This window comes from Pseudomonas putida (assembly GCF_002741075.1).
GTDB lineage: Bacteria > Pseudomonadota > Gammaproteobacteria > Pseudomonadales > Pseudomonadaceae > Aquipseudomonas > Aquipseudomonas putida_T.
Genome location: NZ_CP016634.1, coordinates 3,313,913 through 3,330,598, shown reverse-complemented (window position 1 = coordinate 3,330,598; position 16,686 = coordinate 3,313,913). Strand labels below are relative to the sequence as shown.

4 protein-coding genes are annotated in these 16,686 nt (G+C 66.6%); 1 reads left to right on the top strand and 3 read right to left on the bottom strand.

All coding sequences use genetic code 11. The features are described 5' to 3' along the window. Nucleotides 1-290: 290 nt before the first annotated feature. Nucleotides 291-13,244 carry a non-ribosomal peptide synthetase gene (locus IEC33019_RS15615; protein ID WP_099593738.1) on the top strand — a complete coding sequence of 4,318 codons (12,954 nt, stop codon included), beginning with the start codon at nucleotides 291-293 and terminating at the stop codon, nucleotides 13,242-13,244. Nucleotides 13,245-13,371: 127 nt separating this feature from the next. Here the strand turns inward: IEC33019_RS15615 and dsbG are convergent, their stop codons facing one another. From dsbG to dsbD, 3 genes are read right to left on the bottom strand one after another with little or no spacing between them, the layout of a single operon-like run. Then, on the bottom strand, nucleotides 13,372-14,130 hold the full coding sequence (gene dsbG / locus IEC33019_RS15610; protein ID WP_070092073.1) for a thiol:disulfide interchange protein DsbG: 759 nt from the start codon (nucleotides 14,128-14,130) through the stop codon (nucleotides 13,372-13,374). 1 nt (nucleotide 14,131) lies between these two features. Continuing rightward, nucleotides 14,132-14,968: a TlpA disulfide reductase family protein gene (locus IEC33019_RS15605; RefSeq protein ID WP_099593736.1), complete on the bottom strand. Its 837-nt coding sequence runs from the start codon at nucleotides 14,966-14,968 to the stop codon at nucleotides 14,132-14,134. Next, complete coding sequence (gene dsbD / locus IEC33019_RS15600) at nucleotides 14,968-16,677, bottom strand: protein-disulfide reductase DsbD (RefSeq protein ID WP_070092071.1); 1,710 nt, start codon at nucleotides 16,675-16,677, stop codon at nucleotides 14,968-14,970. Before dsbD ends, IEC33019_RS15605 begins: the two co-directional genes overlap by 1 nt. Nucleotides 16,678-16,686 lie beyond the last annotated feature (9 nt).

Here is a 16,686-nt window from a genome sequence, read left to right as displayed (position 1 = left end):
GCGTGGGACGTTTCCTACGACGAGCGACAAATTATTCACAATGATAATGATTGTCAAATGCGAAAAGTAATTAGTATCTGCGGGTTTCCGTTCTAAGCGTCAGCGCGTGAATTCGGTCACGCGATGGCATCTTGCTGGCGTTGCGCGTCGTGCGCCGCTGGCGCCAAGGCGTTTAATTATTTGCCTCGCCCATCCGTTCCCCTGTGTACATCCGGCTGCCGAACGCTGCCCGCCCGCCTTGCGCGGTGCAGCCCCGGCGCGACTTACCCAGACACTGGCAGGAACTCCCCATGATGGACGCCTTCGAACTCCCGCTCTCGTTGGTCCACGCCCTGGCGCAGCGCGCCTCGCGGACCCCCGACCGGATCGCCTTGCGCTTTCTGGCCGATGATCCCAGCGAGCAGGCCGTGCTCAGCTACCAGGATCTGGATCTGCGAGCGCGCGCCATCGCTGCGGCCTTGCAGGCGCGTACCGATTTCGGCGACCGGGCTGTCTTGCTGTTTCCCAGTGGCCCGGACTATGTCGCGGCGTTCTTCGGGTGCCTGTACGCCGGGGTCATTGCCGTGCCGGCGTATCCGCCGGAATCCTCGCGGCGTCATCACCAGGAGCGACTGCTGTCGATCATCGACGATGCCCAGCCGCGCCTGCTGCTGACCGTCGAGGGCCTGCGCGATAGCCTGCTGGGTCTCGACGCCCTGGCAGGGCAGGACGCCCCTGGCTTGCTGGCGGTGGATCGACTGGATCTGGCGTTGGCCGCAGACTGGCGCGAGCCGGCCCTGAGCGGCGAGCACATCGCTTTCCTGCAGTACACCTCCGGTTCCACCGCCTTGCCCAAGGGCGTGCAGGTCAGCCACGGCAACCTGGTGGCCAACGAGCAGTTGATCCGCCAGGGCTTTGGTATCGACGTGAACCCGGACGATGTGATCGTCAGCTGGTTGCCGCTGTACCACGACATGGGCCTGATCGGCGGGCTGCTGCAACCGATCTTCAGCGGCGTGCCCTGCGTGCTGATGTCGCCGGGCTACTTCCTCGCCCGGCCATTGCGCTGGTTGCAGGCGATCAGCCAGTACGGCGGCACCATCAGCGGCGGCCCGGACTTCGCCTACCGCCTGTGCAGCGAACGGGTCAGCGAGGCGGCCCTGGCCGGCCTGGACCTGAGCCGTTGGCGCGTGGCGTACTCAGGGTCCGAGCCGATCCGCCAGGACAGCCTGCAGCACTTTGCGGACACGTTCGGCGCATGTGGTTTCCAGGCGAGCAGTTTCTTTGCCAGCTACGGCCTGGCCGAGGCGACGCTGTTCGTCAGCGGCAGCCGCCGTGGCCAGGGCATCGCGGCCGTGACATTGGGCGCTGAGGCATTGGCCGCCAACCGCGCCGAACATGGGCAAGGCAGTGTCCTGATGAGCTGTGGCTACCCACAGCCCGGCCATGCGGTGCGCATCGTCGACCCGCAGCGCCTGCAGGTGCTGGGCGACAACCGCGTCGGTGAGGTGTGGGCTGCCGGGCCGAGCATCGCCCAGGGCTACTGGCGCAACCCAGAGGCCAGCGCGCGTACCTTCGTCGAACAAGATGGTCAGACCTGGCTGCGCACCGGGGACTTGGGCTTCATGCGCGATGGCGAGCTGTTCGTCACCGGGCGTCTGAAGGACATGCTCATCGTTCGCGGTCAGAACCTCTACCCGCAGGATCTGGAAAAGACCCTTGAGCGAGAGGTCCAAGGCCTGCGCAAAGGCCGTGTGGCGGTATTCGCCGTGGATGATCAAGGTGAAGAGGGTATCGGCGTGGCGGTGGAGATCAGCCGCAACGTGCAGAAGGCCGTCAAGCCTCAGGATTTGATCCGCACCTTGCGTCAGGTCATCGCCGATGCCTGCCGCCAGGCGCCGGCGGCCGTGCTGCTGCTCAACCCGGGCGCATTGCCCAAGACCTCCAGTGGCAAGCTGCAGCGCTCGGCCTGCCGCCTGCGCATGGCCGACGGCAGCCTGGACTGCTATGCGCGCTTCCCGGCAATTGAAGCGCCAGTTGTTGTGCAGGCAATCGACGATGATCTGCAAGGACGCATCGCGGCGATCTGGCGCGAGGTGCTGAAGGTCGAAGCGGTGGCGCCGGACGATCATTTCCTGCTGCTGGGCGGCAACTCCATCGCCGCCACCCAGGTGACTGCTCGTCTCGCGGACGAACTGGGCGTGGGCCTTGGTCTGAGCACCCTGTTCGAAGCGCCGACCCTGGCCGACTACAGCGACGCGGTGGCAGCGATCCTGACCGAAGGTGGCGCGATACCGGGGCCTATCGAGGCCCTGGTGCGGGGCAAGGCGTTGCCGCAGTCGCTGGCCCAGAACCGGCTGTGGCTGCTGTGGCAACTGGAGCCCCAATCGGCGGCTTACAACATCCCTGCCGGCTTGCACCTGCGGGGCGAGTTGGACGAGGCGGCGCTGCAGGCGAGTTTCCAGGCGCTAGTGACACGTCACGAGTCACTGCGCACGCAGTTCAGCGAGGTCGATGGCCAGGCCTTGCAGCAGGTGTTGCCCGAGGTGGCGTTCGAGCTGCACCGCATCGATCTGCAAGGGTTGGACGCAGAGCAGGTCCAGGCCTGTCGTGAAGCCGAGGCGCGGCAGCCGTTCGACCTCGGCCAGGGGCCGCTGCTGCGCGTCACCCTGGCGTGCCTGGACGACGAGGACCACCAACTCTGGGTGACCCTGCACCACATCGTCGCCGATGGCTGGTCGCTGAACGTGCTGCTCGACGAATTCGCCAAGCTGTATACCGCCCACTGCCAGGGTCTTCAGGACAATCTGGCGCCATTGCCGCTGGGGTACGCCGACTATGGCTATTGGCAGCGCCAATGGTTGGCCGACGGCGAAGGTGCGCGGCAGTTGGAACACTGGAAGGCGCAACTGGGTGATGAACTGCCGGTGCTCGATTTGTGCACCGACCACCCGCGCGCCGCGCAACGCACCCATCGTGCGGCGCGCCTGAGCGTGAACGTACCCGCCAGGCTGGCCACCGCCCTGGACACCCTGGCCCGCGAGCAACAGGCCAGCCTGTTCATGGTCCTGCTGGCCGGCTGGCAGGGCCTGTTGCACCGTTACACCGGCCAGGGCGATATCCGCGTCGGTGTGCCCAATGCCAACCGCCCGCGCCTGGAAACCCAGGGTATGGTGGGTTTTTTCATCAACACCCAGGTGCTGCGCGCCGAGCTTCATGGCCGCCTGCCGTTCGACCAGTTGCTGGCCCAGGTGCGCCAGGCCACGTTGCTGGCCCAGGCCAATCAGGACCTGCCGTTCGAGCAACTGCTCGAGGCGCTGCCGGGTGCCCGCGAACAGGGCCTGTTCCAGGTGATGTTCAACCATCAGCAGCGCGACCTGTCGGCACTGCGCCGCTTGCCTGGCCTGCTCGCCGAAGAACTGCCATGGCACAGCCGCGAGGCCAAATTCGACCTGCAACTGCACAGCGAGCAGGATCACCAGGGCCGCTTGAGCCTGGCATTCGACTACGCCGCCGAACTGTTCGAGGCCGACACTATCGAGCGTCTGGCCGGGCACCTGCTGGCCCTGCTCGAACAGGTCTGTACCTGCCCGCAGTTGCCGCTGGGTGAGGTGCAATTGCTCGATGACACAGACCGTGCACAGTTGCTGGCCTGGGGGCAGGCGCCAGCGCCGACCGCCCAGCGCCTGGTGGTTGAACAGCTGGGCGCTCAGGCGCAACGCACCCCCGAGCGTACGGCGCTGGTGTGGGAAGGCGGCCAGCTCGACTACGCCACCCTGCACCAGCGGGCCAATCGCCTGGCCCATTACCTGCGTGACAAGGGTGTGGGGCCGGACACCTGCGTGGCCATCGCCCTGGAGCGCTCGCCGCAGTTGATGATCGGCTTGCTGGCCATTCTCAAGGCCGGTGGTGCCTATGTGCCGCTGGATGTCGACTACCCCGCCGAGCGCCTGGCCTACATGCTCACCGATTGCGGTGCTGGCCTGCTGCTCAGTCATAGCGACACACTCGAGCGCCTGCCGCAGGTCGAGGGCGTCAGTGCCATTGCCCTGGACCAGCTGCACCTGGACAGCTGGCCAAGCCATGCGCCAGGCCTGCACCTGGACGGCGACAACCTGGCCTACGTGATCTACACCTCCGGCTCCACCGGCCAGCCCAAGGGCGTGGGCAACACCCATGTCGCACTGGCCGAGCGCCTGCTATGGATGCAGGGCACCTATGCGCTGGATGAAAGCGATGTGCTGATGCAAAAAGCGCCGATCAGTTTCGATGTGTCGGTGTGGGAGTGCTTCTGGCCATTGGTCCAGGGCTGCACGTTGGTGCTGGCTGGCCCTGGCGAGCACCGGGACCCGCAGCGTATCGCCGAGCTGGTGCAGGCCCATGGCGTGACCACACTGCATTTCGTTCCGCCGTTGTTGCAGGTGTTCGTCCAGGAGCCGCTGGCCGCGGGCTGCACCAGCCTGCGTCGGGTGTTCTCCGGTGGCGAGGCGCTGTCTGCGCAGCTACGTGACCGCGTGCTGCAGGTATTGCCGCAGGTGCAACTGCACAACCGCTATGGCCCGACGGAGACCGCCATCAACGTCACCCACTGGCATTGCCGAGCCGAGGATGGTGTGCGCTCGCCCATCGGCCGGCCGCTGGGCAACGTGCTGTGCCGCGTGCTCGATGACGGGCTGGAATTGACCGCTCCCGGTGTGCCGGGCGAGCTGTGCCTGGGCGGCGCGGGCCTGGCCCGTGGCTACCTGGGCCGCCCGGGGCTGACCGCCGAACGCTTCGTGCCCCAGCCTGACGGCAAGGGCGAACGTCTGTACCGCAGCGGCGACCGTGCCCGCTGGCTGATGCCGCTACAGGCTCTGGAATACCTCGGCCGCCTTGACCAGCAAGTGAAGGTGCGGGGTTTTCGGGTCGAGCCGCAGGAGGTCCAGGCCTGTCTGCTGGCCGAGCCGGGTGTCGAGCAGGCCCTGGTGCAGATCCATCAGGATGCCGTCGGGGCGCAGTTGGTTGGCTACTACAGTGGCGTCGAACAGTCCGAGGCGCTGCTCGTGGCCTTGGGCGAACGCCTGCCGGCCTACATGGTGCCGGCGCAGCTGATTCACGTGGCCCAGATGCCCTTGGGCCCGAGCGGCAAGGTCGATCGCAAGGCGCTGCCTGCGCCGGTCTGGCGGCAACGTGCGCACGTCGAGCCGCACAGTGCCGTACAACGACAAGTGGCGGCCATCTGGCGTGAGGTGCTGAACCTGCCGCGGGTTGGCCTGCAGGATGACTTTTTCGCCCTTGGCGGCCACTCGCTGCTCGCCACCCAGATCGTTTCGCGCACCCGCCAGGCGCTGGATGTCGAGCTGCCGCTCAAGGCCTTGTTCGAGGCCAGCGAGCTGGGCGCCTTCTGCGCCGAGATCGTGCGCATCCAGGCCACTGGTGGGCACAACCTGCAAGGCGCCATCGAACGGGTCGACCGTCGCCAGGCGGTGCCGCTGTCGTATTCGCAGCGGCGCATGTGGGTGCTGTGGCAGATGGCGCCGGACAGCCCGGCGTACAACGTCGGTGGCATGGCGCGCCTGCGCGGGGCGCTGCATGTGGATGCGTTCGAGCGGGCCCTGCAGGCCTTGATCGTGCGCCATGAAACCCTGCGCACCACCTTCCCGGACATCGACGGTGTGCCTTGTCAGTGTGTGGCCGAGGACAGCCCGCTGCGCGTGCAGTGGCATGACTTTTCCGCGCTCGAAGGCGATGCCCGCGAGCAGCGTTTGCAGCAGTTGGCCGATGAACAGGCGCACCTGCCGTTCGACCTGGCGCGCGGCCCGCTGCTGCGCGCCTGCTTGGTCAAGACCGCAGAGCGCGAACATTACTTCGTCCTGACCCTGCACCACATCGTCACCGAAGGCTGGGCCATGGACATCTTCGCCCGCGAGCTGGGCGCGCTGTACGAAGCCTTTGTCGATGATCGCGAGTCGCCCCTGGCGCCGTTGCCGGTGCAGTACGTGGACTACAGCGTCTGGCAGCGCCAGTGGCTTGAGAGCGGCGAGGGAGACCGCCAACTGGGCTACTGGAAAGCCCGCCTGGGTGACGAGCATCCGGTGCTGGCGCTGCCTTCGGATCGTCCGCGCCCGGGGGTGCAGAGTCATCGTGGCGCGCTGTACCGCTTCGACCTCGACCCCGCGCTGGTCGAGCGCGTGCATGCCTTCAACAGCCAGCGTGGCCTGACTTTGTTCATGACCATGACGGCCACCCTGGCCGTCTTGCTGCACCGCCACAGCGGCCAGCGCGACCTGCGTATTGGCGCGCCGATGGCCAACCGCATCCGCCCGGAAAGCGAAGGCCTGATCGGTGCCTTCCTCAACACCCAAGTACTGCGTTGCGAGCTCGATGGGCAAATGACGGGCGCCGCGTTGCTCGAACAGGTACGCCGCACGGTGATCGATGGCCAGTCGCACCAGGACCTGCCGTTCGACCAGTTGGTGGAGGCCCTTCAACCCCCGCGCAGCAGCGCCTACAACCCGCTGTTCCAGGTGATGTGCAACGTCCAGCGCTGGGCTTTCCAGCAAAGCCGTGAGCTGGCGGGCATGACCGTGGATTATCTGGTCAACGACGCCAGCGCGACCAAGTTCGACCTCTATCTGGAGGTGACTGACCTGGACGGTCGCCTCGGCTGCTGTCTGACTTACAGCCGCGACCTGTTCGATGAACCGCGCATCGCCCGCATGGCCGAGCACTGGCAGCAACTGCTGATCGGCCTGATCGACGCCCCTGACCTGCGCCTGTGCGAGCTGGCGATGCTCAGCAGTGCCGAGCAGCAGGTGTTGATTGGCCAGCTGCAAGGGGAGCATAGCTTCGAGCCCGACCACACGCTGCACGGCCTGTTTGCCCAGCAAGCTTCGCGCAGTCCGCAGGCACGGGCGTTGACCTTCGCTGGCCAACACCTGACCTACGCCGAGCTGGACCAGCAGGCCAACCGCCTGGCCCGTGCGCTGCGCGAGCGCGGTGTCGGGCCGCAGGTGCGGGTGGGGCTTGCCCTGGAGCGTTCGCTGGAGATGGTCGTGGGCCTGCTTGCCATCCTCAAGGCGGGCGGTGCCTATGTGCCGCTGGACCCTGAGTACCCGCTGGACCGCCTGCGCTACATGATCGAGGACAGCCGTCTCGGCCTGCTGCTTGGCCAGCGCGCGCTGCTCGCGTCCTTGGGCGAGCTGCCCGAAGGCGTGGCGCACTGGTGCCTGGAGGATGATGCCGCGTCGCTTTGCCGTTACAGCGATGCACCGCTGGATAACCTCAACTTGCCTCAGCACCAGGCGTACCTGATCTACACCTCCGGTTCCACCGGCCAGCCTAAGGGCGTGGTGGTCAGCCATGGTGAAATCGCCATGCATTGCCAGGCGGTGATCGCAGCATTTGGCATGCGTAGCGACGACTGCGAGCTGCACTTCTATTCGATCAACTTCGACGCCGCCACCGAGCGCCTGTTGGTGCCATTGCTCTGCGGCGCCCGTGTGGTGCTGCGTGGTCAGGGCCAGTGGGGCGCCGAGGATATTTGCCAACTGGTGCGCGAGCAGCAGGTGAGCATCCTGGGCTTCACTCCCAGCTATGGCAGCCAGTTGGCCCAGTATCTGGTCGGGCTGGGCGAGCATTTGCCGGTGCGCCTGGTGATCACCGGGGGCGAGGCGCTGACCGGGGAGCACCTGCAGCGTATCCGCCAGGCCTTCCTGCCACAGCAGTTCTTCAATGCCTACGGGCCGACCGAAACCGTGGTCATGCCGCTAGCGTGTCTTGCGCCGCAGCAATTGTCGGTGGAGGCGGGTAGTGTGCCGATCGGCCGGGTGATCGGAGCGCGCACGGCGTATGTGCTCGATGATGATTTGGCGCTGCTACCCCAAGGCGGTATCGGTGAGCTGTATATCGGTGGTGTGGGGCTTGCCCAGGGGTATCACGATCGCCCGGGGCTGTCGGCCGAGCGCTTCGTCGCCGACCCGTTCAGCCAGCACGGCGGTCGCTTGTACCGCACGGGAGATCTGGTGCGCCTGCGCGCCGATGATCTGGTGGAGTATGTCGGGCGTGCCGACCAGCAGGTGAAGATCCGGGGTTTCCGTATCGAGCTGGGGGAAATCGAAAGCCAGTTGCAGGCCCATGCCGATGTCGACGAAGCCGTGGTCGTCGCCTTGGACCTGCCGGGGGGCAAGCAATTAGTGGGTTATCTGGCCTGCCCGCAGGCCAGTGCCGATGCCGACACTCAGGCCGCCTTGCGCGAGGCGGTCAAGGCCCATGCCCGGCAACACCTGCCGGACTACATGGTGCCTGCGCACCTGGTGCTGCTGAGCCGTCTGCCGCTGATGGGCAACGGCAAGCTCGACCGGCGTGCCTTGCCGGCGCCGGATCTTGAGCAGGCGCGCCAGCACTACCAGGCGCCGGCCAACGAACTGGAGCAGCAACTGGCGCAGGTCTGGCAAGAGGTGCTCAACGTCGCCCGCATCGGCGTGCAGGACAACTTCTTCGAACTGGGGGGCGACTCGATTTTGTCGATTCAGGTGGTTAGTCGCGCCCGCCAGCTGGGCTTGCAGTTCACCCCGCGCGATCTGTTCCAGCACCAGACTGTCCAGGCGCTTGCCGCCGTGGTCAGCCGCAGCGAGGCGCCAAGCGGCATCGAGCAGGGCGTGCGGCGCGGCAGCAGTGCCTTGACGCCGATCCAGCGGTGGTTCTTCGACAGCGAAGTCGCTCAACCCCAGCACTGGAACCAGGCCGTGCTGTTGGCGGCGCGCGAGCCGTTGCAGCCCCCGGTGCTGGAGCGGGCCCTGGCGGCATTGGTGGCGCATCACGACAGCCTGCGCCTGCGTTTCACCCAGACCCAAGGGCATTGGCAGGCCGAGTACGCACAATCGCTTACCCAGCAGTTGCTTTGGGTCGCCACCGTGGCTGACCTGGATGACTGCCAGGCGCTGTTCACCGACGTGCAGCGCAGCCTGGACCTGGCCGAAGGCCCGCTGCTGCGGGCGCTGTTGGTAACCGATGGGCAGGGAGCGCAGCGCCTGTTGCTGGCGATCCATCACCTTGTGGTGGACGGGGTGTCCTGGCGCGTGCTGCTGGAGGACCTGCAAGCGCTCTACCGTGGCCAGCCCTTGTCGGCCAAGACCCACGCCATGGCGGATTGGGCTGCGCGCCTGGCCAGCTACGCGGGCAGTGACTCCCTGCGCGACGAGCTTGGCTGGTGGCAAGACCAGCTCGGCACCGCCAGTCACGAATTGCCCTGTGACCATCCCCTGGGCGGCAATCTGCACCGCCATGCCCGCACCCTGGCCATCGTCCTGGACCAGGAGCAGACCCGCCAGTTGCTGCAACAGGCGCCTGCGGCCTACCGCACCCAGGTCAACGACCTGCTGCTGACCGCCTTGGCGCGCACCCTGTGCCGCTGGAGTGGCGACAGCCAAGTGCTGGTGCAACTGGAAGGCCATGGTCGTGATGGCTTGTTCGAGGACATGGAGCTGACCCGCAGTGTCGGTTGGTTCACCACTGCCTATCCGCTGTGCCTGACCCCGCGCCTGGGTGACGCCGAACAGGACCGCGCCGCGGCTATCAAGGGCATCAAGGAGCAACTGCGCCAGGTGCCGCACAAGGGGCTGGGTTATGGCGTGCTGCGTTACCTGGCCGACACCACCGGGCGCGAAGCCATGGCCGCCTTGCCCCAGGCGCGCATCACCTTCAATTACCTGGGCCAGTTCGACCAACAGTTCGACAGCGCCGCGCTGTTCCAAGCACTGGATGCGCCGACAGGCCTGGCCCATGACCTGGACGCGCCGTTGCCCAACTGGCTCAGCGTCGACGGTCAGGTGTATGGCGGTGCCCTGCAACTGCGCTGGACCTTCAGTGTCGAGCGTTATGACGAGGCGACCATCGCCGCATTGGCCGAGGCGTATCGCCAGGAATTGCTGGCGTTGGTGGCGCATTGCCTGGCCGATGGCACGGGCAGTTTCACGCCATCGGACTTCCCCCTGGCGCACCTGACCCAGGCGCAGATCGACGCCTTGCCGGTACCGGCTGCGCAGATCGAGGATGTCTACCCGCTCACGCCCATGCAGGAGGGCCTGCTGCTGCATACCCTGCTGGAGCCGGGCACTGGCATCTACTACATGCAGGACCGCTACCGCATCGACAGCGCCCTGGACCCCGAGCGCTTCGCCCAGGCCTGGCAGGCCGTGGTGGCGCGTCACGAAGCCCTGCGGGCGTCGTTCAGCTGGAGCGCCGGCGAAGCGATGCTGCAGATCATCCACAAACCCGGCGACACGGCGCTGGACTACCAGGATTGGCGCGATCTCGACGACGCGGCCCAGGAGGCGCGCTTGCAAGCGCTGCACAAGCAGGAACGCGAAGCCGGCTTCGACCTGCTGCGCGAGGCGCCTTTCCACCTGCGGCTGGTACGGGTTGCCGACGCGCGCTACTGGTTCATGATGAGCAACCACCACATCCTCATCGATGCCTGGTGCCGTTCGTTGCTGATGAACGATTTCTTCGCGCTCTACCAGGCCCTGGGCGAGGGCCGTGCGGCCCAGTTGCCGGTGCCGCCACGCTACCGTGACTACATCGGCTGGCTGCAACGCCAGGACCTGGGTGAGGCGCGTCAGTGGTGGCAACGCAACCTGGCAGGCTTCGAGCGCGCCACGGCCATCCCCAGCGACCGGCCACTGCGCCACGATCATGCGGGCAACGGCATGATCGTCGGCGACTGCTACACCCGCCTGGATGTGCGCGACGGCGTGCGGCTACGTGAGCTGGCCCAGGCGCATCAGTTGACCATCAACACCTTCGCCCAGGCGGCCTGGGCCTTGGTCCTGGCCCGTTACAGCGGCGAGCGCGACGTGGTCTTCGGCGTCACCGTGGCCGGTCGCCCGGTGAGCCTGCCGCAGATGCAGCGCACGGTCGGCCTGTTCATCAACAGTATCGCCCTGCGTGTGCAGCTTCCCGGGCCGGGCCAGCGCCAGAGCGTGCGCCAATGGCTGCAAGGCCTGCTCGAGCGCAACATGGAGTTGCGTGAGTATGAGTACCTGCCGCTGGTGGCGATCCAGGCGTGCAGCGAACTGCCCAAGGGCCAGCCGCTGTTCGACAGCCTCTTCGTGTTCGAGAACGCGCCGGTGGAAAGCGCCGTGCTGGACCATGCCCAGCACCTGAACGCGACCTCCGACTCGGGCCGCACCCATACCAACTTCCCGCTCACGGCAGTGTGCTATCCCGGCGACGACCTGGGCCTGCATGTGTCGTTCGATCAGCGTTATTTCGACTTCGCCACCGTCGAGCGTTTGCTGGCTGAGTTCAAGCGCCTGTTGCTGGCGCTCGTGGAAGGCTTCGAGGGCGAGGTGGCCGAGTTGCCGTTGCTTGGTGAAGCCGAGCAGCGCTTCCTGTTGGAAGATTGCAACTGCACCGAGCACGCCCATGCGCTGGAGCAGAGCTACATCGAGCTGTTCGAGGCGCGGGTCGCCGCGCACCCTGAGCGGATGGTCGCGCGCTGCCTGGAGGCTTCCTACGACTACGCCGGGCTGAACCTTGCAGCCAATCGCCTGGGCCATGCGCTGGTCGCGGCGGGTGTGGCCATCGACCAGCCGGTGGCGCTGCTGGCCGAACGTGGCCTGGCGTTGCTGGGCATGATCGTCGGTTGCTTCAAGGCCGGCGCCGGCTATCTACCGCTGGATCCTGGGCTGCCGTCGGCGCGTCTGCACCGCATTGTCGAGCTCAGCCGCACCCCGGTGCTGGTGTGCACGGCGGCGTGCGCCGAGCAGGCGCGTCAGTTGCTCGATGAAGTTTCAGGTGCTGCCCGGCCGAGATTGCTGGTGTGGGAACAAGTGCAGGCCAGCGCCGTGGCCAGCCACAACCCAGGCATCCACAGCGCAGCGGACAACCTGGCTTATGTGATCTACACCTCTGGCTCCACCGGCTTGCCCAAGGGAGTGATGGTCGAGCAGCGCGGCATGCTCAACAACCAGTTGAGCAAGGTGCCATACCTTGAGCTGGACGAGCAGGACGTGATCGCTCAGACCGCTTCCCAGAGCTTCGACATTTCGGTGTGGCAGTTCCTCGCCGCGCCCTTGTTCGGCGCCCGGGTGGAGATCGTGCCGAACGCCATCGCCCATGATCCGCAAGGCCTGTTGGCACATGTAGAGGCCACTGGCATCACCGTGCTCGAGAGCGTGCCCTCGCTGATCCAGGGCATGTTCGCGAGCGAGCGGCAAGCCTTGGAGGGCCTGCGCTGGATGCTGCCAACCGGCGAGGCCATGCCACCGGAGCTGGCCGCCCAATGGTTGCAGCGGTATCCGCACATCGGCCTGGTCAACGCCTACGGCCCGGCGGAATGCTCGGACGACGTGGCGTTCTTCCGGGTCGATGCGGCGTCTACCCGTGGCAGCTATCTGCCGATCGGCACGCCCACCGACAACAACCGCCTGTACCTGCTCGACGAGTCCCAGGCCCTGGTGCCGCTGGGGGCGGTGGGGGAATTGTGCGTGGCCGGGACCGGTGTCGGGCGCGGCTATGTGGGCGACCCGCTGCGCACAGCGCTGGCGTTCATCCCGCATCCGTACGGGGCGCCTGGCGAGCGCCTGTACCGCACGGGCGACTTGGCACGGCGCCGGGCCGATGGCGTGCTTGAATACGTGGGCCGGATCGATCACCAGGTGAAGATCCGCGGCTACCGCATCGAGCTGGGTGAGATCGAAGCGCGTCTGTACGAGCAGGCCGAGATTCGCGACGCGGCGGTGGGCGTGCAGGAGGGTGTCAACGGCAAGCACCTGGTCGGCTACCTGGTGGCGCATCAGGGCGTGACGGCCGATGCAGCGCTGTTGGAGCAGATCAAGCTACGCCTGCGCGCCGAGTTGCCGGACTACATGGTGCCTGTGCACTGGGCCTGGCTGCAGAGCCTGCCCCACAACGCCAACGGCAAGCTCGACCGCAAAGCCCTGCCCGCGATCGACATCGGCGCGCAACATAGCCAGGACTACCTGGCGCCACGCGATGAGCTGGAGCACACGCTGGCTGGCATCTGGGCCGAGGTGCTCAAGATCGAGCGAGTGGGCGTGCACGACAACTTCTTCGAGTTGGGCGGGCATTCGTTGTTGGCGACCCAGATCGCCTCGCGGGTGCAGCAGCAGTTGCAACTGAACGTGCCGCTGCGGGCGATGTTCGAATGCAGCACGGTGGAGGCGTTGGCCGAGTATGTGCGGGGGTTGGAGGGCAGTGCGCTGGACGAGGACAAGGTTGACCGGCTCAGTGACCTGATGGCGGAGCTGGAGGCGCTTTGAGGGAGTGGGGCGCTTTGCGCCCCTTCGCGGGTGAACCCGCTCCCACAGACACAGCGGTGTTCTTAGCAATGCCACTGCGCCTGTGGGAGAGGGGTTACCCACGCATGGAGGAGGCGGCAGCCTGCGTTCAGCGTTTGCCCAGAATCTGTCCGAGCATCTCTGGTCGCGGCGCCCCTTGCTGGCTCTGCAACTGGCCTTTGTCATCCTGGTAGAAGATCGCCGGGGTCGCCGCCAACCCCATCTCATCCATCAGGGCCATGTTGGCCGCCAGTTTTTGGCGCACCGCCTCGGGGATGGTCTCCAGCGGCTTGAGGGTGCTGGCCTTGCCGGCCTTCTCATGCTGTTGCAGGGCTTTGGCCGGGTCCTTGGCGGCAAGCAGCGCCGCCGACTTGCCAGGGCTGTCCTCGCGGATGATGCCGACCATGATGTGGCGCAGTTGCACCTTGCCTGACTCGACCCAAGGCCGCGCCTGCTCCCAGAACATGTTGCAGTACGGGCAGTTGGGGTCGCTGAACAGGTATACCTTGCGCGGGGCGTCGTCCTTGCCATCTGCGATCCAGGCGGTCTTTTCCATCTTGGCCCAGATCGCCTTGCTCATCGGGGCATACACCAGCTTTTGCAGCGGCTCGGCGCTCAGGTCCTTGCCCTGTTCGTCGAACAGGCTGCCGACCAGCACATGCTTGCCGTCAGGGGTGAGGTACAAGGCGATGCCGTTGTTCTGGTAGGCGGCGGCATAGCCTTTGAGGCCATTGGGCGCATCGAAGCTGCCCTTGATCTCGGCACCCTTGGCTTGCAGTTGCTGAATTGCCTTGGGCAGTTCCTCGGCCTGCAGCGTGGGGGCGGCGAGGATGGTGAGGGCCAGGGGCAGGAGGGCATTCAATCGCATGTCAATTTCCTTGTGCGGCGGAGGCGGGCAGGTTGGCCTGCTCGAAAGGTTCCAGGGCGCGGTGCAGGCTGGCCCGGGACAACTCGCCCAGGTGGCTGCCGATCAAGCGCCCTTCGGCGGTGTAGAACAAGGTGGTGGGCAGGGCCATGGAGCCGACCTGCTGGGCCAGTTGACCGCTGCCGTCGAACAGTACGTGGGTAAGACTCAGGCCGGTGGTGGCCAGGAAGGTGCTGACGTTCTCGGGTGTCTCGCCCTGGTTGACGAACAGGAACGTCACGTGCGGGTACTCGTCCTGGGCTTGCTGCAGCACCGGCATTTCCCGGCGGCACGGCGGGCACCAGGTGGCCCAGAGGTTGATCACCAGCGGCTTGCCACGGTAATCGTGCAGCGCCACCGATTGCCCGCTGGCATTGCGCAGGCTCAGCGCAGGCAGCTCGGTGCCTTTGCTGTAGAGATGGCTGCCAAGGCTGGCCAGTGTCCAGAACACCGCACCGCTCAGCAGCGCCCAGCCCAGTGGCCGGCGCAGGCCCGGATGACGTCGGCCCTGCCACAGGGCGCCGATGACGATGCCGATCAGCCCGGCCCAAAGCAAAAAGCCGCCGTCGCGAATGTCGATGGCCTGCAGCGGATCGTCGCGGAACATCGGCCAGTACGCCAGGACGAATCCTGCGCGCGCGCACAGCAGCCCCAGCAGGAACAGGTTGAACAACGCCGACTCGGGGCTTTCACCGCCGCGCCGGGCCACCCACGAGCCCACGACACTGGCCACGACCAGAGCCGCCAGCAGCAGCAGGTGGTTGAGGGCCATGGTCAGTGGCCCCAGGGTAACGGTCAGCATCAGCCTTGGCTCCTGGTCTGGGCCCAGTGTCGTTGGAAGGCTGCGGCATCCACCTCGCCGGTGATGCGTCGGGCACGGCGCTCGTCGCCTTCCGGGCCGATCCAGATCAGGCTGGGCGGGCCGGGTACCTGGTAGCGTTGCAGCAGTTCGCGGCTGGCCGGGGTGTCAGCGGTGACATCCAGGCGCACCAGGTGCACATCGGCCAGGTTGGCGAGTACATCGGGCCGGGCGAACACCTGTTTCTCCATCACCTTGCACGACACGCACCAATCGGCATAGTAGTCCAGCATCACCCACTGACCGCGTGCCTTGGCGGCGTCCAGTTCGCGTTGCAGCGCTTGGGGCTGGCTGACGGTGACGAAGGTATCCTCGGCCTTGGCCGCGCTTTGCGAGCCGCTGCCGGCAAAGGGTTGCAAGGGTTGCCATAGATCATCGCCGCCTGCGGCCGCGCCAACCAGCAACAGCCCACCCCAGAATGCGCCGAGCAAGGGGGCCGCGCGCAGGGCCGGCAAGCGGTGCAGGGCCGGCCAGGCGGCCCAGGCCAGGGCGATCAGCCAGGCGCCGCCCAAGGCCAACAGCAAGGGGGCCGGCAGCAGGCTGCGGACGGTGTACAGGGCCATGGCCAGGAACACGAAGCCGAACAGCCCCTTGACCAGGTTCATCCAGGCGCCGGGGCGGGGCAGGTAGCGGTTGCCGAGGGTGACCAGCAACAGCAGAGGGACACCCATGCCCAGGCCTAGGCTGAACAGCACCAGCGCCCCTTGCAGCACATCGCCGCTCTGGGCGATGTACAGCAAGGCGCCGGCCAGCGGAGCGGTCATGCACGGGCCCATGAGCAGGCCGGAGAGTGCGCCCAGCAGGGCCGCGCCATACACATTGCCGCCGCGAGTGCCTTGGCCTGCACGGTCCAGGCGATCGCGCAGGGCGACAGGCAATTGCAATTCGAAGGCGCCGAACATCGGCAGGGCGAGGATCACGAACAGCGCCGCCAGGCTGCCCAGCAACCAGGGTTGCTGCAGCCAGGCCTGCAGGCTGGCGCCCAGCAGGGCCGCGACGACGCCAAGGCCGGCATAGACCAGCGCCATGCTCAGCACGTAGACCCCCGCCAGCAGCCAGCCACGGCGGGCGCTGGCGCCATTGCCCAGGACCAGCCCGGCGAGGATCGGCAGCATAGGCAGCGAGCAAGGCGTGAAGGCCAGCAGCAGGCCAAGGCCGAAGAACGCCAACAGGCTCCAGGCCAGGCTGGCCTGTTGCAGGTCGCTGGCCAGGGCCTGGTCAGTGGCTTGCGCCGACGCCGGCGTCGCCTGGCCGCCAAGGTCGATGGCAGTGGTTTGAGGGGGATAGCACAGGCCGGCATCGGCGCAGCCCTGCCAGCCCAGGCGCAGTTGACCTTGGGCGTTGGCAGGTATGAGTAGTTCGAGTTGGTTGCGGTAGACCGCGCTGTCACCGAAGAACTCATCGTGATGGTTCTCGGCGGGCGGGAGCTGTGGATGTTGTTCAGGCGCAAGGCCATCGAACTTCAGGCGCTTCTGGTAGAGGTAGTAGCCGTCCTTGATCTGGAAGTACAAGCGCATCTGGCCGTCGGGCTGGCGGTCGTGGGTCAGGACGAAGGCCTGGTTGACCGGCAGGAAGTCCGGCTTGGTCTCGAACGGGTTGGCCTGCAGCGGGCCGGCCAGCAGGAATGTCAGGAAGAGCAGGAGAACGCGCATGTCTTCGCC

Excerpts from the sequence above, each read along its gene's own strand:
- IEC33019_RS15615 (WP_099593738.1), top strand. The coding sequence starts at position 291 with ATGATGGACGCCTTCGAACTCCCGCTCTCGTTGGTCCACGCCCTGGCG.
- dsbG (WP_070092073.1), bottom strand. The coding sequence starts at position 14,130 with ATGCGATTGAATGCCCTCCTGCCCCTGGCCCTCACCATCCTCGCCGCC.
- IEC33019_RS15605 (WP_099593736.1), bottom strand. The coding sequence starts at position 14,968 with ATGCTGACCGTTACCCTGGGGCCACTGACCATGGCCCTCAACCACCTG.
- dsbD (WP_070092071.1), bottom strand. The coding sequence starts at position 16,677 with ATGCGCGTTCTCCTGCTCTTCCTGACATTCCTGCTGGCCGGCCCGCTG.